Annotated in this window: 15 protein-coding genes; 4 read left to right on the top strand and 11 right to left on the bottom strand. The window is 71.5% G+C overall.

All coding sequences use genetic code 11. The features are described 5' to 3' along the window. Nucleotides 1-229 precede the first annotated feature (229 nt). The 11 genes from thpR to BN940_RS01625 form a co-directional block, all read right to left on the bottom strand. The gene (gene thpR / locus BN940_RS01675; protein ID WP_084330445.1) at nt 230-847 is read right to left on the bottom strand and encodes an RNA 2',3'-cyclic phosphodiesterase; all 618 of its coding nucleotides are present in this window, start codon (nt 845-847) and stop codon (nt 230-232) included. Then, nucleotides 844-2,829, bottom strand: a complete 1,986-nt coding sequence (locus tag BN940_RS01670; protein ID WP_148304860.1) for a cation:proton antiporter — start codon at nt 2,827-2,829, stop codon at nt 844-846. The genes thpR and BN940_RS01670 overlap by 4 nt, the downstream gene beginning before the upstream one ends. Further along, complete coding sequence (locus tag BN940_RS01665; RefSeq protein WP_198408284.1) at nt 2,816-4,264, bottom strand: chloride channel protein; 1,449 nt, start codon at nt 4,262-4,264, stop codon at nt 2,816-2,818. Before BN940_RS01665 ends, BN940_RS01670 begins: the two co-directional genes overlap by 14 nt. A gap of 90 nt (nt 4,265-4,354) precedes the next feature. After that, entirely contained in the window at nt 4,355-5,854 is a 1,500-nt protein-coding gene (locus BN940_RS01660; protein WP_043679463.1) for an N-acyl-D-amino-acid deacylase family protein, read from the bottom strand. 6 nt (nt 5,855-5,860) lie between these two features. Continuing rightward, complete coding sequence (locus tag BN940_RS01655) at nt 5,861-6,748, bottom strand: MurR/RpiR family transcriptional regulator (protein ID WP_043679460.1); 888 nt, start codon at nt 6,746-6,748, stop codon at nt 5,861-5,863. Nucleotides 6,749-6,759: 11 nt separating this feature from the next. Then, a complete protein-coding gene (locus BN940_RS01650; protein WP_242404246.1) occupies nt 6,760-8,049 on the bottom strand; it encodes an amino acid deaminase in 1,290 nt (429 codons plus the stop codon). A 17-nt stretch (nt 8,050-8,066) separates the two neighbouring features. Continuing rightward, nucleotides 8,067-9,056 carry an ABC transporter ATP-binding protein gene (locus tag BN940_RS01645; RefSeq protein WP_052355516.1) on the bottom strand — a complete coding sequence of 330 codons (990 nt, stop codon included), beginning with the start codon at nt 9,054-9,056 and terminating at the stop codon, nt 8,067-8,069. Between the two features lie 53 nt (nt 9,057-9,109). Beyond that, the gene (locus BN940_RS01640) at nt 9,110-10,186 is read right to left on the bottom strand and encodes an ABC transporter ATP-binding protein (protein WP_043679454.1); all 1,077 of its coding nucleotides are present in this window, start codon (nt 10,184-10,186) and stop codon (nt 9,110-9,112) included. Continuing rightward, the gene (locus tag BN940_RS01635) at nt 10,183-10,995 is read right to left on the bottom strand and encodes an ABC transporter permease (protein WP_043685459.1); all 813 of its coding nucleotides are present in this window, start codon (nt 10,993-10,995) and stop codon (nt 10,183-10,185) included. Before BN940_RS01635 ends, BN940_RS01640 begins: the two co-directional genes overlap by 4 nt. A gap of 95 nt (nt 10,996-11,090) precedes the next feature. Next, nucleotides 11,091-12,047, bottom strand: coding sequence for an ABC transporter permease (locus BN940_RS01630; protein ID WP_043679451.1), 957 nt, complete (start codon nt 12,045-12,047; stop codon nt 11,091-11,093). 10 nt (nt 12,048-12,057) lie between these two features. Beyond that, nucleotides 12,058-13,641 carry an ABC transporter substrate-binding protein gene (locus tag BN940_RS01625; RefSeq protein WP_043679448.1) on the bottom strand — a complete coding sequence of 528 codons (1,584 nt, stop codon included), beginning with the start codon at nt 13,639-13,641 and terminating at the stop codon, nt 12,058-12,060. Nucleotides 13,642-13,753: 112 nt separating this feature from the next. Between BN940_RS01625 and BN940_RS01620 the strand changes: the two genes are divergently transcribed. From BN940_RS01620 to BN940_RS01605, 4 genes are all read left to right on the top strand, one after another. Next, nucleotides 13,754-14,152: a RidA family protein gene (locus BN940_RS01620; RefSeq protein WP_043679445.1), complete on the top strand. Its 399-nt coding sequence runs from the start codon at nt 13,754-13,756 to the stop codon at nt 14,150-14,152. 172 nt (nt 14,153-14,324) lie between these two features. Next, the gene (locus BN940_RS01615) at nt 14,325-15,284 is read left to right on the top strand and encodes a TAXI family TRAP transporter solute-binding subunit (protein ID WP_043679442.1); all 960 of its coding nucleotides are present in this window, start codon (nt 14,325-14,327) and stop codon (nt 15,282-15,284) included. A gap of 119 nt (nt 15,285-15,403) precedes the next feature. After that, on the top strand, nt 15,404-17,422 hold the full coding sequence (locus BN940_RS01610) for a TRAP transporter permease (RefSeq protein WP_043679439.1): 2,019 nt from the start codon (nt 15,404-15,406) through the stop codon (nt 17,420-17,422). Next, nucleotides 17,422-17,835, top strand: a complete 414-nt coding sequence (locus tag BN940_RS01605; protein WP_043679436.1) for a DUF1850 domain-containing protein — start codon at nt 17,422-17,424, stop codon at nt 17,833-17,835. The genes BN940_RS01610 and BN940_RS01605 overlap by 1 nt, the downstream gene beginning before the upstream one ends. Nucleotides 17,836-17,879 lie beyond the last annotated feature (44 nt).

Below are 17,879 nucleotides of genomic sequence, written 5' to 3'. Positions count from 1 at the left end.
ATGCAGCGTGGTGCATCGTTCACTTCGCCGGCGGCGGTCAAGGACTGTCCGCAGCAAAGCGGCATGGCCGAACGTGTCGCCCGGACGTTGAAAGAACAAGGTGCCCACCGGCACCGATTTGAATCGCTGCCGCATGCCAGCCGCGCGATGGGCGACTGGACCGGCTTTTACAAGCACCGCCCCCCCGCACCAGGCGCTGAAGATGAAAACCCCGGCTGAGGCATTTGCATTAGCCGCCTGAACCGTGCGGGTTCCGCCGGGTCAATACACGTTCGGCCAGGATCTCGTAGAAGGACCCCGCCGGACTCGGCGCCGAGGCCGCCAGCACGCAGCGGCGCGGCGTCCAGTCCAGGGGCGCGGGCGCGGGCAGCGTGTCCAGCTCGCCCGGCTCCGCGCGGCGCAGCAGCGACACGTGCGGGCGGAACGGCTCGTCCGGCCGCGCGAAGCCCCGGCGCGCCAGCGCCCGCCACAGCCAGCCGTGCAGCGCGTCCAGCCAGGGCGGCGTCGCCGACGGGCCGGCCCAGACGATCTTCGGGCCGTGGAAGCGGCCGTAGCGGTCCAGGCGCAGCGTGCCGCCGATCGGGCGGGCTTCTTCCAGCAGGGCCGTCAGGTCCGCAATCCGGTCGAGGGGCACCGTGCCCAGGAAGGCCAGGGTCAGGTGCAGGGTCTCGGGCCGCATGATGCGCCCGCCGAACGCCGCATGGGCCTGGCGCGCCCAGCCCGACAAGATTTCGACGGCCTCGGCGTCGGGCCACAGGGCGAAGAACACGCGTCGGCCCGGGGCGCCCTCGCCGCCCGCCGCGCGCGCCGCGTCCGGGCGCGGCGATCCGGCCGGGCGGGCCGTCATGATCCGTCCGCCCCGGGCATGCCCGGCGTCCGCGCGCCGGCGGAGCCTTCCGCGCCGCCCCCGTCCTTCGCATCATTCGTGCCATTCGCACCATTCGTGCCATTCGCACCATTCGTGCCATTCGCGCCATTCGCGCTAGCGACGCCAGCCACGCCGCCACCGCCGCCGTTCGCACCATTGACCCCATTCGGCTCGTCCTCGTGCAGCCCGATGATCGTCCAGCCCGCGCCGGGCTGCAGCGTCTCGTCCAGGGTGAAAGGCAGCGCGTAGCCCTTGGGATTCAGGGCGAACAGCGGGATCACGGGATGGTCGGGCCGGGCGGCGAGATACTGCGCGAAATCGAAGCTGTCCGACAGGCGCGTGGCCTTGACCCGGGCGCCGGCCGCCAGCAGGGCGGACAGCTTCCAGTAGCCGAGTTCAGGGGCGAACAGCGTGCGGCCGCGATAGGCCGCGTCCAGCAGGTGCTTCTCGGCCTGGCCGGCGTCCTGCGAGCGCGGCAGGCTGAAGACCTTGCGCTTGCCGAACTCGTCGCGGGCGCGCGCCGTGATGAGCTGGTTGACGTCGTCGCGCACCCCCAGGGCCAGCAGGCGCCCCAGGCCGGTGGTGTCCAGGTTGCGCTGGGCATGCTCGGACACCGGGCTGCCGTGGTAGGTGGGCAGGCCCATCATGCGGGCGAGCGACAGGCTGTACCAGTCGCTGTCGCACAGCCGCACCGGCACGCCCTGCTCGTGCAGCGCCTGGCCGATGGCCCGGGCCACGGGATTGGCGCCCGCGATCAGGAAGCCCACCCGGTCCGGCTCGGCCGCCTTCAGCAGGCGCGCCATGGGCCGCGCCGTCAGGCTCTGCCAGATCACCGTGCCGATGATCAGCAGGAAGGTCATCGGCAGCAGCCGGTCGGCGTGGGGCACGTCCATCTTCTCCAGGCGCAGGGCGAACAGCGCGGACACCGCCGCCGCCACGATGCCGCGCGGCGCGATCCAGGCCAGCAGGCCGCGCTCGCGCCAGTTCAGCCCCGAGCCCCAGGTGGAGAACAGCACCTTCAGCGGCCGCCCCACCCACAGCATCACCGCCAGCACGGCCAGGGCGGGCCAGCCCAGGCCGAAGATCTGGCCGGGCGCCACGCGCGCCGCCAGCAGGATGAACAGGGCCGAGAGCAGGATCTGGCTGAGGGTTTCCTTGAATTCCAGGATGTCGCGCACCGGCACGCCCGGCCGGTTCGCCAGCCAGATGCCCATGATGGTCACGGCCAGCAGGCCGGATTCGTGCTGCGCCGCGTTGGACAGGGCGAAGGCGGCGAACACCAGCGCCAGCACCGACAGATTGAGCAGGGAATCGGGCACCCAGCCGCGCCGCAGCAGCGTGCCCAGCAGCCAGCCCGCCGCCGCGCCGACGCACAGCCCCGTCGCCAGCGTGGCGCCGAAGGCCCACAGGGCATGGCTCCATTCGTGGGTCATGCGCAGGGCCACCATCAGGTCGTAGGCCACCACGGCCAGCAGCGCGCCGATGGGGTCGATCAGGATGCCTTCCCAGCGCAGGGCATGGGCCACCGGCGCCACGGGGCGCACGGTCTTGAGCAGCGGCGCAATGACGGTCGGCCCCGTGACGGCCGTGATCGCGCCGAACAGCACCGCCAGGTCCCAGGGAAAGTCGAGGAAGACGTGCACCGCCACGGCCGCCACCGCCCAGGCAATCAGGGTGCCGCCCGTCACCAGCCGCCGCACCACCCGTTCCAGTCCGCGCGTCTGGTGGAATTCCAGCGTCAGGCTGCCCTCGAACAGGATCACGGCCACCGACAGCGACACGAGCGGGAACAGCAGCTCGCCGAACAGGGCGTCGGGATCGAGCCAGCCGGCCAGCGGCCCCACGGCGATGCCCGCCAGCAGCAGGAACAGGATCGCCGGCACCCGCAGGCGCCAGGCCAGCCACTGGGCGCCCATGGCCACGAGGCCGATCCCGGCCAGCATCAGTTCAGGATTGCGCATCGTTCCGGCCTCCTCCGTCGGCGCTTCGCCCGCCGCCCGCGCGCCGGTCCGCGCCCGGCCAGAGCCGCCATCCCCGCATCCGCATCTGGCGCCAGCTCTTGAGCAGGCCGTAGGACAGGTGGGTCTTTTCCTGGCCGACCGGGATGTCGGGCCGCACCCGCATCCAGGACGACTTGGCGTACCCCAGGCGCTGGTCCGGATAGACGCTGCGGTGGCCGATGATCAGGTAGGCGGCGATGGCCGAGCCGGCCGCATACAGCGTGCCGACCGCGCCGCCGAACAGCTCCACCCCCATCAGGATGGCGGCCAGCGGCGTGTTCGACGCGGCGGCCACCACCGATACCAGCCCCACGGCGGCGCCCAGGGAGGGGCTGATGCCGAACAGGTGCGCGAAGGCATTGCCCGCCACGGCGCCGATGACGAACTGGGGCGTGACGATGCCGCCATAGAAGCCCGAGCCCAGCGTCACCGCTACCAGGATCGTCTTCCACAGGAAGCCCGCATAGGGCATGGCCTCGCCCGCCAGGGCGCGGTCCATGAGCGGCAGGCTCAGGCCCAGGTAGTCCGTCGGGATGGCGAGAGAAACCAGCAGCGCCAGCGCCAGGCCGCCGCCCAGCGGCATCAGCGGCGGCCACACGTTCCATCGGGCCTGCAGCCGGTGGCAGGCGTTGCGCACGGCGTAGATCAGGTCCACGAACACGCGCGCCACCAGTCCGCACAGCATGCCGACCAGGAGGGTGCGCAGGAACAGCGGCTCGGAAAACACCGGCAGCACGTCGATGGCATAGTGCTCGTAGGGAATGCCCAGGGCCTTGCTGACCTGGTACGAGGTCACCCCCGCGATCAGCGCGGGAAACAGGAAATCGTGGCGGATGCGGCCGATGATCAGCATCTCCACGCCGTACAGGGCGCCGGCGATGGGCGTGCCGAACACGCTGGCGAAGCCGGCGCTCACGCCGCAGGCCACGATGCGCTGGCGCAGCTCGGCGTTGAGCCGGAACATCCGGCCGACCGCCGCGCCCAGCGAGGCGCCCAGGTGGGAGCAGGGGCCTTCCTTGCCGGCCGAGCCGCCGCTGGCCAGGGTGATGACGGCCGCCACCGGCTTGACCCACAGCGTGCGCCAGGGCATGCGGCCGCCCTGCTCGTGCACGGCGGCGAAGATGGAATCCTTCAGGCCCGACGCTTCCACGCGGCGGCGCGCGTACTCCATCAGCAGGCCGTTGGCCAGCCCCGCCAGGGGCAGCAGGCCCCAGTAGGCCCACAGCGGCATGGACTGGGTGCGGCCGGTCGAGAAGAACAGCGCGTGCAGGAACAGGCTGGTGCCGCAGCCGACCACCAGCCCCGTCAGGGAGGCCAGGACCAGCCATTGCAGCACCGTCGCCAGCATCACGGCGGGTTCCAGCAGATCGATACGGGGTGCGGAGGGCAGTTTCATGGGGCGGACGGCGCGTGGAGGCCGCGGGCGCCCCGCCGGGCCGGCGCACGCACACGCACCGGACGGACGGACGGAGCGGCAGGCCCCTCTTCAGGACGCGGCCGGCGGAACGGCGGGCGAGGAAGCGTCCGCCGCGCGCGGCACGAAGCGCCCGGCGCGTCCGATGCAGGCCTGGTCCCGGGCAGTATAGCTGAGGCGGCCGTTGACCCAGACCTGCTCGATGCCCTCGCTGAAGCGGGCCGGTTCGGCGTAGGTGGCCCGGTCGCGCACACGCGCCGGGTCCAGCACGACGATGTCGGCGTAGCCGCCGGGCCGCAGGCGGCCCCGGCCCTCCAGGTGGAAGCGGCCGGCGGACAGGCCCGTCATCTTGTGCAGCGCCTGCTCCAGCGGCAGCAGGCCCTTTTCGCGCCAGTACTGGTCCAGCACGCGGGGGAACGCCCCCCACAGGCGCGGGTGCGGCCGCTCGTCGTGCGGCAGGCCGTCCGAGCCGATCATGGCCAGGGGGTGGCTGACGATGCGGTCCACGTCGTCCTGCCGCATCTGGAAATAGCAGGCGCCGCCCGGCTGCAGGCGGCGGCAGGCCTCGACCTGGGACACGCCCCATTCGGCGGCGATGTCGGCCAGGTGGCGGCCCGCCATGCCGGGGTGCGGCACGCTGCCGGTGATGAGGATGTCGATCACCCCGTCCACCAGGTCCTCGCGCAGCACGGTCGAGCCGGCCGTGTAGGGGTAGACGTCCAGCCCGATGGGCTGGCGCCGGGCCAGGGCCTCGATGCGGCCCAGGGTCTGGCCGGTGCGCCCCCAGTTCATCGGCCCGGCGCACTTGTGGTGCGACAGCACCAGGAAGGCGCCGCCCTCGCGCGCCGTGAGGGCGGCCTCGTCGATGGCCTCCAGGATGCCCTTCAGCTCGTCGCGGATGTGCGTGGCGTAGACCCCGCCGTAGGGCGCGACCACGCGCACCAGCGCGGCCAGCTCGCGCACGTCGGCGGCGTAGGCGGGGGCGTAGAACACGCCCGAGGACAGGCCCACGGCGCCGTCGCGCATCGCCTGGTCCAGGAGCGCGGCCATGCGCTCCAGTTCGCCGTCGTCGGCGGGCCGGTCCAGCGCGGCCATGGTCCGCATGCGCAGGGCCGTGTGGCCGACCAGCAGCGCCACGTTGACCGCCGGGCGGACGGCGTCCACCGCCGCCCGGTAGGAGGCCACGTCCGGGAAGCGGAACTGGCGCCGGCCCAGCAGCGACAGCGGCGCGGCGGGCTCGTCCGTGACCAGCGGCACCAGGGAAATGCCGCAGTTCCCGCCGATCACGGTGGTGATGCCCTGGGACAGCTTGGGCAGCATGTCGGGCTGCTCCAGCACGATGGCGTCGTCGTGCGTATGGACGTCGATGAAACCCGGCGCCACGACCCGCCCGGCGCAGTCCACCCGCCGGGCCGCGGCGCACGCGGCCGGGGAGGCCGGCAGCGGATCGCCGGCCGCGCGGACGGCGACGATCCGGTCGTCCCGCAGCCAGACGTCGGCCGCGCGCAGCGGGGCGGCGGAGCCGTCGTGGACCCGGCCATTGCACAGTACGGTGAGGGGCGCTTCTTCCATGAAATCTCAGTAAAGGCCGGTGTAGACGGAGCTGTCGACGCCGTGCTGCTCCAGCACGCGCTTGAACTGCCGGAGTTTTTCGAGGGTCTCGGGGCCCAGCGCCTGCGCCACGCGCACCATCAGGATCTCGATCACCAGCAGGTGGGCCAGGTAGGCCTCGGTGCCCACCCGCATGGTCGTGTCCTGCGGCACGGACACCGCCAGGCACAGGTCGGCGCACTGGGCCAGCGGCGTGCGCGGCTGCGTCAGCGCCACCACGGTGGCCCCGCGGCTGCGCGCCAGGCGGGCGGCCTCCAGCGCGAACGGCATGCTGCCCACGTGCGAAATGACGAAGGCCACCCCCGCGGCATCCAGGGAGCTGGCCGAGATCAGCTGCTGGTGCGGGTCGCTGAAGGCGTGCGCGCGAATGCCCAGGCGGAACAGGCGGGCCTGCAGTTCCTGGGCCATGAAGCCCGAGGTCGCGCCCACGGAATACGCATCCACCCGGGAGGCCTCGACCAGGCGGCGCGCCACCCGGTCCAGCACCTCGGTGTCCAGGCGGCGCTGCAGCGACGCCAGCGAGGAGATGGCGCCCTGGATGATCTTGCGCGCCACGTCGGGGCCTTCGTCGCTGAGCGAGACGTTGCGGTGCAGGTGGTGCGGCGACAGCGCCAGGTCCTGGGCGAGCGCCAGCATGAATTCGCGCACGCTGTCGAAGCCGAAGCGCCGGCAGGTACGCACCACCGAGGGCATGGAGACTTCCGCCTGGGCGGCGATGGATTCCACCGTCTGGTTGACCCGCGAGCCCGGATCGGCCAGCAGCACCGTCACCACCCGCTGCTGGGCCTTGGGCAGGGCCGGCAGCTCGGCGCGCAGCCGCTGCTGCAGGCTTTCTTCTCCAGACCAGTCGTTCATGTCCGGCCTCCTCAGAAATGGATCGTCACGGCGCCCACGACGCCGCCGCGGTCGTCCGCCAGCGGCATCCAGGTCCATTTGTCGAAGGTCGTGCAGGGATGGGAAATGCCCAGGATCACGCGGTCGCCCACGGCGGGCGCCTGGCCGGGATCGAAGCGCAGGTAGGCGTGATGGTCGTTCAGGGCCGTCAGCTTCCAGGACGGCGGCGCCGGCCGGCGCTCCAGCGCGCCGCGCGGCGCGTGGCCGACCGGCTGGGGCAGCGACAGGTCGTGGGAAATGTCGCGCTTGCCGCAGCCGAGCAGCGCCAGCCCCGGCTCCGGCACGGACTGCACCATCGTCCAGACCGACAGGGCGGGGCGCAGGCTGCCGCCCGTCTCCAGGCCCAGGCGCGCCTCGACGTTGCGCAGCATGCCCGCGTAGAAATCGTGGTCGTGGGCGATGTAGCAGCCGGAGCGCAGCACGCCGCGCACCGGCCGCGACAGCCCGGCGCGCAGCGCGGGCGCCACCACGTCGAAGACCGCCGAGCCGCCCGCGCTCAGCAGGATCTCCGCGTCCTCGAACAGCCCTTCGCGGTCGCAGTCCCGCGCGATGGCGCCCACCCGCTCCAGGAAGGCCGCCACGTCGGCCTCGTCGCGGCGCAGGTCGCCGCGGGCCAGGCCACCCTCGTAGCATTCGATGCCGCCCAGCCGCAGGGCGCCGCTGGCGCGGATGCGGCGCGCCAGCGCCAGGGCCTGCCCGGCCGTGCGGCAGCCGGTGCGCTGGCCCGGGACGCCGATCTCCAGCAGGCAGTCCAGGGGGGCGGCGCGGCCGCGGCGCCGCCCCCAGTCCTCGATCACGCCCGCCTGGGCCTCGGAATCGACCAGGAACCAGATGCGCAGGCCGTCGTGGGCGGCCAGCAGGGCCGCCAGGCCGTCCAGGTCGGCGTCGGCCACGACCTGGTTGGCGATGACGATGCGGCGCGCGCCCGCGCGGACGCCCACGCCCGCCTGGCACACCGTGGCGAAGGTCAGCCCCCAGGCGCCCGCGCGCAGCTGGCGGCGGAAGATTTCCGGCGACATGGTGGTCTTGCCGTGCGGCGCCAGGACCACGCCGCGCGCCTCGGCGAAGGCCTGCATCCAGCGCAGATTGTGCTCCAGCGCGCCGGCATCGAGCACCGCCACCGGATAGGACAGGTCGTCGCGGTACAGGTTCCAGCCGCGCTCGCCGATCCGCCCGGGCGCGCAGGGCGCGGCGGCGGGCGGGTAGCCCTTGCGGCGGGCGTCCAGGCGGGCGTTCAATTCGTTCATGTCGTGGTCGTCCATCGTGTTTCCTGTCGGGGTCATTCGTCGCGCCAGCAGGCGCTCCAGCGGCCGTCGCCCAGCGGCCGCGGGGTCATGTCGTGGCTCGCGCAGCGCGCTTCGGCCAGCGGACAGCGGGTGCGGAACACGCAGCCCGAGGGGGGGTTGGCGGGGCTGGGCAGATCGCCTTCCAGCAGCGGGATCTCGCGCCGCAGGGCAGGGTCCGGCGTGGGCGAGGCCGCCAGCAGCGCACGGGTGTAGGGGTGGCGGGGCCGGTCGTACAGCGCCCGCGTGGGGGCGATCTCGACCACCCGGCCCAGGTACAGCACCACCACCCGGTCGCACAAGTATTCCACCACATCCAGATCGTGGGAAATGAACAGCAGGGTCAGGCCCAGCCGGTCGCGCAGGTCCGACAGCAGGTTGATGACCTGCGCCTGGATCGACACGTCCAGCGCCGAGAGCGGCTCGTCGGCGACGATGAACTCCGGCTCGACCGCCAGGGCGCGGGCGATGCCGATGCGCTGGCGCTGGCCGCCGGAGAACTCGTGCGGATAGCGTTCGGCGTGGTCCTCGTCCAGGCCGACCTGGCGCAGCAGCGCGTGGATGCGCGGCAGCCGCGCGGCCCCCTGGTGCAGGCCGTGGGTGTCCAGGGCCTCGCCGATGATCTGGCGGATGCGCAGGCGCGGGTTCAGGCTGGCATAGGGGTCCTGGAAGATCATCTGGATGCGGGCGCGCAGCGGCCGGTACCGGCGCAGGCTGATGGCGGCCAGGTCCACCGGCGCGTCGCCGCCGCGATACAGCACGCGGCCTGCGCTGGGCTCGGTCAGGCGCGTCAGCATGCGGCCGATGGTGGTCTTGCCCGAACCGGATTCGCCCACCAGGCCGACGGTCTCGCCGCGCGCGATGGTGAAACCCACGTCCACCACGGCGCGCACCGGCGCGGACGGCGGGCCGAACTGCTTGCACAGTCCGGCGATCTCGACCAGCGGACCGGGGGCGGCGGAAGAAGCGGCGGATGCGACCGGCATGGCGGACGCAGCGGAGGCGTCAGGGGCTGCGGATGCGACCGAGGCGGCGCGGCTCATGGCTCGATCTCCCCGATGCGCTCGATCTCCCCGATGCGGATGCAGCGCGCCTCCTGGCGCTCGTCGATCCGGACCATCGGCGGCACGGCCAGGTCGCAGGCCGGCACGGCCAGCGGGCAGCGCGGCCGGAAGGCGCAGCCCGGCGGCATGTCGAAGGGGCTGGAGACCTGGCCCTCGATGGCGGCCAGGCGCGGGCGGCCGTCGGCGCGGACAGCGCCGCGCCGACGCGCCATGGCGGGCAGGCAGTTCAGCAGGGCGCGGGTGTAGGGATGCGCGGGCCGGTCGAACAGGCGGCGCACGTCGCCGCGCTCGACGATGCGGCCGGCGTACATGACGGCGATCTCGTCGGCGTACTGCGCCACCACGCCCAGGTTGTGCGTCACGAACAGCACGCTCATGCCGGTTTCCTTCTGCAGGCGCCCGATCAGCGCCAGGATCTGCGCCTGGATCGTCACGTCCAGCGCGGTGGTGGGCTCGTCGGCGATCAGCAGCGTCGGCGAACAGGCCATGGCGATGGCGATCATCACGCGCTGGCGCATGCCGCCGGAGAGCTGGTGCGGATATTCGTGCAGGCGCCGCGCCGCCGCCGGGATCTCGACCAGCTCCAGCATGCGCTGCGCCTGGGCCAGGGCGGCGGCGCGGCCCAGCCCCTGGTGCAGGCGCACGGATTCGGCGATCTGCTCGCCCACGGCGAGCAGCGGATTCAGGCTGGTCATGGGCTCCTGGAACACCATGGCGATCTCGTTGCCGCGCAGCGTGCGGAACACCGGCTCGGCCAGGCCGATCAGCTCGACCGTCTCGCCGTTGCGGCGCAGGAAGCGCGCGCTGCCGCCGATGCGCGGCTGCGCGCTGCGCGCGTGCAGGTTCATCAGGCTGAGGTTGCTGACGGACTTGCCCGAGCCCGATTCGCCCACCAGGGCCAGGGTGCGGCCCACCGGCACGGTGAAGGACACGTCGGCCACGCTCTGGACGCGCCCCCGCTCGGTCATGAAGGAGGTGGACAGGTTCTCCACCCGCAGCCGCGGGGTCCCGGCGGAGGCGGGGGCGGCGGCCGGCGCATGTGCGCTGCTCATGTGTTCTTCCTCAGCTTGGGGTCCAGGGAATCGCGGATGCCGTCGCCCACGATCTGCAGCGACAGCGAGGTGAGGACGATGGCCAGGCCGGGATAGACGATGGTCCAGAACGCCTTGTCCATGTAGCTCAGGCTGCCGGCGATCATGGTGCCCCAGGTGGGGATCGCCGGCGGCACCCCCACGCCCAGGAACGACAGGCCGGCCTCGGCGAGGATGGCGTAGGCGAAGATGAAGGTGAGCTGCACCAGCACCGGCGACACCAGCCCGGGCAGCACGTGCATCCACAGGATGCGCCAGGTGGGCGTGCCCAGGGCGCGGGCGGCGTCCACGTACAGCAGGTCGCGCAGCACCAGGGTGGATGCGCGCGCCACCCGGGCCACGCGCGGAGTGTAGACGATGACCAGGGCCAGCACCACGTTCCACAGCGAGGGCCCCAGGATGGCGACCAGGGCGATGCCCAGCAGGATGTCCGGGAAGGCCATCATGGCGTCGACCACGCGCATGACCGGCCCGTCGAGCCAGCGGAAATAGCCGGCCAGCATGCCCAGCAGGGTGCCGAGCACGACCGCGCCGATGGCCGTGGCAAAGCCGATCATCAGCGAATAGCGCCCGCCGTAGGCCACGCGCAGCATGACGTCGCGCCCCAGGTGATCGGTGCCGCCCCAGAATTCCCAGGACGGCGCGCGCAGGCGCCGGGCGATGGCGATGGCGTTCGGGTCCACCACCGAGACCCAGGAGACGGCCAGCGCCAGCGCCACGACGGCGAGCAGCGCCAGCGCCGCCAGGGCCACCACGCGGCGGGCGAACAGGCGGCGCGCGAAGACCCGCCAGGGATGGGCGGCGCGCGCCGTCGATCCGGCCCACGCCGCGCGGGCGCCGGCGCCGCCGGCCGCGGGCCGGGCGCTCACCGCGCCTCCCGGATGCGCGGGTCGATCACGGTGTAGAGGAAATCGATCATGAAATTGATGAGCACGTAGATGAAGGCGACCACCAGCAGCGTGCCCTGGATGACCGGATAGTCGCGCCGCAGCACGGCGCGCACCACCAGCCCGCCCACCCCGGGCAGGTTGAACACGGTCTCGGTGACCACGGTGCCGCCGATCATCAGGGCCATGGTCAGGCCGATGACCGTGACGATGGGGATCAGGGCGTTCCTGAGCACGTGGCGCACGATCACGGCCGGCTCGGACAGGCCCTTGGCCCGCGCCGTGCGCACGTAGTCCTCGCCCAGCGTGTCGAGCATCGACGCGCGGGTGAAGCGGATGATGAGGGCGGAATTCAGGATGCCCAGCACCGCCGAGGGCAGGATCATGTGGCGCAGCTTTTCCAGCAGGCCCGCGTCGGGCGGCCCGTAGCCCGAGGCGGGCAGCCAGCCCAGCTGCACGGCGAAGATGCGGATCAGGATCAGCCCCATCCAGAAGCTGGGCACGCTGGCCGCGCACATGGCCACGGCGCTGAGCGCCTGGTCGGTGCGCGAGCCGCGCCAGACCGCCGCCAGCACCCCGCAGGGCACGCCGATCAGGGTGGCGATCAGCACCGACAGCGTCGCCAGCATCAGGGTGGGCTCGGCGCGGCTCCAGAGCACCTCGGCCACCGGCTGCTGCATGAAGATCGACATGCCCAGGTTGCCCTGCACGACCTGCCCCATCCAGAGGAAGAACTGCGTCGCCAGGGGGCGGTCCAGGCCGTACTGCGCGCGGACCTGGGCGATGTCGGCGGCGGTGGCCTGGTCGCCCAGCAGCACGGCGATCGGATCGCCGGAGGCCAGGTGCACCAGCGAGAACACCATCACCGCCACGATCAGCAGCACCACGCAGCCTCCCAGCAGCCGGGAGGCGAGGACCTTCAGAGCCGCGCGCATCGTGTCCCCGTCAGGCCAGCTTCACGTTCCAGAAGGCGGGCCAGGCGCTGGGCGTGTAGCCCTGCAGCCGGGCGGAGCGCGCCGACAGGCTGTTGAACTTGCCCAGCTCGATGAAGGGCACCTGCTCGTAGATCAGCGCCTGCACCGCGCCCCACAGCGGCCCGCGCCTGGCCAGATCGACTTCCTGGTTGAAGGCGTCGAGCGCGGCCTTCTTTTCCGGGCTTTCCCACCAGCCCGGCGCGTTCGCGCCCAGTTGCGGCGGCGACAGCATGGGCTCCGGGAACAGGCCGGAGTGCGTGATGTAGATGTCCCAGAGCGCGGGATCGTTGCGGCGCTGCAGCAGCGTGGCCCAGTCCACCACCTGCAGGTCGGTCTCCAGCCCGGCGCGCTTGAACTGCTCCGCCAGCACCAGCGCCAGGTTGTAGTGGAATTCGTACTGGCGGCTGGCCAGGATGCGGATCGGCTTGCCCGCGTAGCCGGCCTTCTTCGCCAGATCGGCGGCGAGCTTGGGGTCGTTGACGTTGTAATGCTGCGCGCCGGCCAGCGAATAGTACGGCGTGCCCTGCGGGAAGAAATTGGCGCCGATGCTGAAGAACTTGGGGTCGCCGAAGGCGGCGGCCATCAGTTCCTCGGCGCCGATGGCGGCCTGGGCGGCCTGGCGCAGCGCGGCCGTGGCCAGCGTGCCCTTGGTGTTGAACACCAGATAGGGAAAGCCGAAGTTCTTGCCGATCAGGGGCACGACCTGGTCGCCGCCCTTTTCCAGCCGGCCGGCGGCGTCCACGGGCAGCAGGTCGGCGTAGGCGAACTGGCCCGAGAGCACGCCCTCGACCCGCGTGTTGGCGTCCGGCACGGGGATGAAGCGCAGTTCGCGGATGTGGGCGATGCGGCGGCCGCCGTAGCCGTCGGGCGCCTCGGTGCGCGCGGCGTACCGGTCGAATTTTTCCAGCAGGGTGTACTGGTCCGGGCGGCGTTCCTTCAGGCGGTACGGGCCGGTGCCGACGAATTCCGTCATCTGCGCGGCGATGGTGCGCTCGGGCATGATGGCGGCCATGCTGGTGGGCAGCGCGAGCTGGGCCGGCAGCGGCGCGTAGGGCGCCTTCATCCGCAGCGTCAGGACGGTGTCGGACGCGGCCTCGACGGCCTCGACCTCGGCCGCCACGGACTTGCCGCGCGGCGACACCGCCATCCAGCGCTTCAGCGAGGCCACCACGTCGCTCATCTTCATCGGCTGGCCGTCGTGGAACGCCACCCCCTGGCGGACCGGGATATCGACCCGGCGGCCGCCGTCCTGCATCGTAGGCATGCCCGCCGCCAGCATCGGCACGATGCGCCAGTGCGAATCGAAGGTGTACAGGGGTTCGTAGACGTGCTGCATGAGGGTGCCCACCAGGTCGGCGGTGGTGAGCATGGGATCGAGCGTCTGCGGCTCGCCGATCATGGCCAGGGCGACCGACTGGCCGGCCGCGGCGAAGGCCCGGCCGCCCATCAGGCCCAGGGCCGGCAGGCCGAGGGCGCCAGCCAGCAGCACCTGGCGCCGCCGGGGGTCGGAAGGCTGGCCGGAACAGGTCCGGGCCGGAAAAGTACGTGATTGCATGTGTCTCCCCGTTAGTAATAAAATTACATTTACATGCTATTTTCAGCCTGAATCCCTGTCAACGAATCTATGTTCAGGGTTTTCCCTGTAAATTTATTACATAGGAGACACCATGCCTTCCGTGCAACTGCTCGGCGGTCAGCCCCAGGCTTCCGACCGCCAGGTCCGCCCCTTCTCCCCCGCCGTGCGCGCCGGGGATTTCGTCTTCGTCTCGGGCCAGGTGCCGGTCGACGAGCGCGGCGAACTGGTGGCGGGCGGCATCGAGGCCCAGACCCGCCAGGTCTTCGAGAATCTGCGCCGCGCCCTGACCCTGGCCGGCTGCACGCTGGACGACGTGTGCAAGGTCGGCGTCTGGCTGGACGACGCGCGCGACTTCGGCGCCTTCAACCGCGTCTACATGGAATGCTTCGGCGCGCACCGGCCGGCCCGCTCCACCGTCGAGTCGCGCCTGATGATCGACGCCCGGGTCGAGATGGACGTGACGGCATACCGGCCGCTGGCGGCTGCCTGAGCCCGGCCCGGCCCGCCGTCCTCCTCCCGGCGGGCCGGGCGATCCGGGGAAAATCCGCGTTCCGCGGCACCGGAAACCCCGGTCGTTTTTAGGGTGATTACGGAGTGGAGCGCGCGGCGACCCTTGCTACCATGCAGGTTCGCACCCCATCGCAACTGAAGAGGAATCCACCATGCCCATCAACAAATGGCTGGCCGCGTGCGCCGTGGCGGTCACCGCCGCCATCGCCGCCGCTCCCGCTCAGGCAGGCACCCAGTTCATCAACATCCTGACCGGCGGCCAGAGCGGCGTCTACTATCCCCTGGGCGTGGCCCTGTCCCAGATCTACAACAAGCACATCCCCGACGCCAAATCCACCGCCCAGGTCTCCAAGGCCTCGGCCGAAAACATGAACCTGCTGCAGGCCGGCCGCGGCGAACTCGCGTTCGCGCTGGCCGACACCGTGTCCGACGCCTACACCGGCAACGCCGAGGCCGGCTTCAAGGCGCCGCTGAAGAACCTGCGCGGCATGACGGCCACCTACAACAACTACATCCAGATCGTCGCCAACGGCGATTCCGGCATCAAGACCCTGGCCGACCTCAAAGGCAAGCGCATCTCCGTGGGCGCCGCCCGCTCCGGCACGGAACTCAACGCCCGCGCCGTCCTCAAGGCCGCCGGCCTGAGCTACGGCGACTTCTCCAAGGTCGAATACCTGCCCTTCGGCGAATCGGTCGAGCTGATGAAGAACCGCCAGCTGGACGTGACCCTGCAGTCGGCCGGCCTGGGCGTGTCCTCCATCCGCGACCTGGCGACCTCGGTGAAGATCGTGGTCGTGCCCATCCCGGCCGACGTCATCGCCAAGATCGGCAACGCGGCCTACCAGCCGGCCACCATCCCGGCCGGCACCTATGAGGGCCAGACCGAAGACACGCCCACGGCGGCGGTGCCGAACTTCCTGGTGACCGCCTCGACGGTGCCCGACGACCTGGTCTACCAGATGACGAAGGTGTTCTACGAGCAGCTCGACACCCTGAAATCCGCCCACAACGCCGCCAAGACCATCCAGCGCGACAACGCCCTGAAAGGCATGCCGGTGCCGCTGCACCCGGGCGCAGAGCGCTACTACAAGGAAGTCGGCCTGATCAAATGATCTGCGCACGGGCGCCGCGCCGCCGCCGGGCCCGCCCGCGGGCGCGATGCGCCCTTCCCTTCCCCGGGGCGGTTCCGACCTGCGTCTGAACCGCCTTTTCAGTCTCCGGATCCCCGCTCATGAGCTCTCCCCACGACATCGCCGCGCAGCCCCTGCCGCGCGCCATCTTCTGGATCGCCGTCGTCTTTTCCTGCTTCCAGATCTGGACCGCCGCCTACAGCCCCCTGTCCAGCCAGGTGGTCCGGGCGGTCCACGTCGGCTTCGTGCTGCTGATGATCTTTTCCCTGTATTCCGGCGGCGGCCGCGCCCGCGGGGCGCTGGGCTGGGGCCTGGGCATCCTGGGCTTCGCCCTCAGCCTGTACCACTGGGTCTTCGAGTCCGACCTGACGGCGCGCGCCGGCCAGATGACCGACGCCGACATGGTGGTGGGCATCCTCACCATCCTGCTGGTCTTCGAGGCCACCCGCCGCATGATGGGCTGGGCCCTGCCCATCATCTGCGGCCTGTTCCTGGCCTACGGCCTGTTCGGCCAGTACATGCCCGGCCCCTTCGTGCACCGGGGCTACGGCTTCGACCAGATCGTCAGCACCCTGGGCTTCGGCGTCGAAGGCATCTACGGCACGCCCACCTACGTGTCCTCCACCTACATCTATCTGTTCATCCTGTTCGGCGCGTTCCTGGAACAGGCGGGCATGATCCAGCTGTTCAGCGACTTCTCCATGGGCATGGTCGGCCACACGCGCGGCGGGCCGGCCAAGGTCTCCGTGGTCAGTTCCGGCCTGATGGGCACCATCAATGGCTCGGGCGTGGCCAACGTCGTCACCACCGGCCAGTTCACCATCCCGCTGATGAAGCGCTTCGGCTATTCCCCCGCCTTCGCCGGCGGGGTCGAAGCCACCTCCAGCATGGGCGGGCAGATCATGCCGCCGGTGATGGGGGCGGTGGCTTTCATCATGGCCGAGACGCTCAACATCCCCTACGTGGAAGTGGTCAAGGCCGCCCTCATCCCGGCCATCCTGTACTTCACCACCGCCTTCATCTCCGTCCACCTGGAGGCCGGCCGGCGCGGCCTGCACGGCCTGGCCAAGGAAGACTGCCCCGACCCCTGGAAGGCCGTGCGCGCGCGCTGGTATCTGCTGCTGCCCCTGATCGGCCTGGTGGCGCTGCTGTTCTCCGGCTACACGCCGCTGTTCTCCGGCACCATCGGCCTGGGCCTGACGGTGATCCTGATCTTCGGCGCCGCCGTCATCCAGGGGGCCTCGCAACCCGTCCTGCGCTACGTCTTCTGGCTGCTGCTGGGCATCGCCTGCGCGGGCTTCATCCAGTTCGGCGTCACGGACTTCTTCGTCATCATCGCCATTCTGGGCCTGGCGCTGCTGGCGCGCAGGCACGGGCGCGACACGCTGCGGCTGGCGCTCGATTCCCTGGCCGAGGGCGCGCGCAACGCCCTGTCGGTCGCGGCGGCCTGCGCGCTGGTGGGCGTCATCATCGGCATCATCAACCTCACCGGCGTGGCCGCCGAATTCGGCGGCCAGGTGATCGCCATCGGCGAGGACAGCCTGTTCCTGGCGCTGTTCCTCACCATGATCACCTGCCTGGTGCTGGGCATGGGCATCCCGACGATCCCGAACTACATCATCACCAGTTCGCTGGCCGCGCCCATCCTGCTGAAGCTGGGCGTGCCGCTGATCATCTCGCACATGTTCGTGTTCTATTTCGGCATCATGGCCGACCTGACCCCGCCGGTGGCGCTGGCGGCCTTCGCCGCCGCGCCCATCGCGCGGGAAAACGGCCTGAAGATCAGCATCCAGGCGCTGCGCGTGGCCGTGGCGGGCTTCGTGGTCCCCTACATGGCGGTCTATTCGCCGGCCCTGATGCTGCAGGGCGGCGGCACGCTGGACGTGGCCTACATCGTCTTCAAGGCGCTGGTCGCCATCACGCTGTGGGCGGCCGGCATCACCGGCTTCCTGCTCACGCCGATCAGCTGGTTCGAGCGGCTCTACGCCATCGCGGCGGCCATCCTGCTGGTGGCGGCCATCCCGCTCACCGACGACATCGGCTTCGCGGCCACGGCGCTGTTCCTGGCCTGGCACGTGGCGCGCACCCGCCGCGCCCGCGCGGCGCAGACGGCGGCCTGATGCTGGGCGCCCTGGGGGTCTGCCTGAGCCTGGCGGCGGCGCCCGGGGTGCCGCCGCGCTTCGTGCCGGTGCGCGCCTTCACGCTGGCCTGGACCCACTCGATCGAGAAGATCCGCTGGGAAGAGGACTACACGGTCCGGTCCGGTCCGGACGGCCGCCCGGTCCTGGTCCCCGGCCAGGCGCGCATCCTGGGCTCCGGCGCGGGCATGGAGCCGCCGCCCGACGCCACGCTGCGCCCCGACGGCTGGTACGTCTACCAGCCCCGTACCGGCCCGCTGGACGAACTGCGCCTGTCGCGCTCGCCCTACACCGCCGACTACGACTGGTGCGCCGGTGGGCGCTGCCAGCCCATGCGGGGCCTCATGCCGACCGACGGCGACGTGACGCTGCTGCGGCCCTGCCGCGCGCCCTAGTCCCGCGCCGGCGCGGGCGCCGCGCGCGTCGTCAGCCGCCGGCC

Origin of the sequence: Castellaniella defragrans 65Phen (assembly GCF_000612685.1) — a bacterium.
GTDB lineage: Bacteria > Pseudomonadota > Gammaproteobacteria > Burkholderiales > Burkholderiaceae_B > Castellaniella > Castellaniella defragrans.
Note: the sequence above shows the minus strand (reverse complement) of the source record. Positions and strands in the feature narration are given on the sequence as shown.

Excerpts from the sequence above, each read along its gene's own strand:
- BN940_RS01660 (WP_043679463.1), bottom strand. The coding sequence starts at position 5,854 with ATGGAAGAAGCGCCCCTCACCGTACTGTGCAATGGCCGGGTCCACGAC.
- BN940_RS01655 (WP_043679460.1), bottom strand. The coding sequence starts at position 6,748 with ATGAACGACTGGTCTGGAGAAGAAAGCCTGCAGCAGCGGCTGCGCGCC.
- BN940_RS01610 (WP_043679439.1), top strand. The coding sequence starts at position 15,404 with ATGAGCTCTCCCCACGACATCGCCGCGCAGCCCCTGCCGCGCGCCATC.
- BN940_RS01615 (WP_043679442.1), top strand. The coding sequence starts at position 14,325 with ATGCCCATCAACAAATGGCTGGCCGCGTGCGCCGTGGCGGTCACCGCC.
- BN940_RS01630 (WP_043679451.1), bottom strand. The coding sequence starts at position 12,047 with ATGCGCGCGGCTCTGAAGGTCCTCGCCTCCCGGCTGCTGGGAGGCTGC.
- thpR (WP_084330445.1), bottom strand. The coding sequence starts at position 847 with ATGACGGCCCGCCCGGCCGGATCGCCGCGCCCGGACGCGGCGCGCGCG.
- BN940_RS01605 (WP_043679436.1), top strand. The coding sequence starts at position 17,422 with ATGCTGGGCGCCCTGGGGGTCTGCCTGAGCCTGGCGGCGGCGCCCGGG.
- BN940_RS01650 (WP_242404246.1), bottom strand. The coding sequence starts at position 8,049 with ATGGACGACCACGACATGAACGAATTGAACGCCCGCCTGGACGCCCGC.
- BN940_RS01625 (WP_043679448.1), bottom strand. The coding sequence starts at position 13,641 with ATGCAATCACGTACTTTTCCGGCCCGGACCTGTTCCGGCCAGCCTTCC.
- BN940_RS01620 (WP_043679445.1), top strand. The coding sequence starts at position 13,754 with ATGCCTTCCGTGCAACTGCTCGGCGGTCAGCCCCAGGCTTCCGACCGC.
- BN940_RS01665 (WP_198408284.1), bottom strand. The coding sequence starts at position 4,264 with ATGAAACTGCCCTCCGCACCCCGTATCGATCTGCTGGAACCCGCCGTG.
- BN940_RS01645 (WP_052355516.1), bottom strand. The coding sequence starts at position 9,056 with ATGCCGGTCGCATCCGCCGCTTCTTCCGCCGCCCCCGGTCCGCTGGTC.
- BN940_RS01640 (WP_043679454.1), bottom strand. The coding sequence starts at position 10,186 with ATGAGCAGCGCACATGCGCCGGCCGCCGCCCCCGCCTCCGCCGGGACC.
- BN940_RS01670 (WP_148304860.1), bottom strand. The coding sequence starts at position 2,829 with ATGCGCAATCCTGAACTGATGCTGGCCGGGATCGGCCTCGTGGCCATG.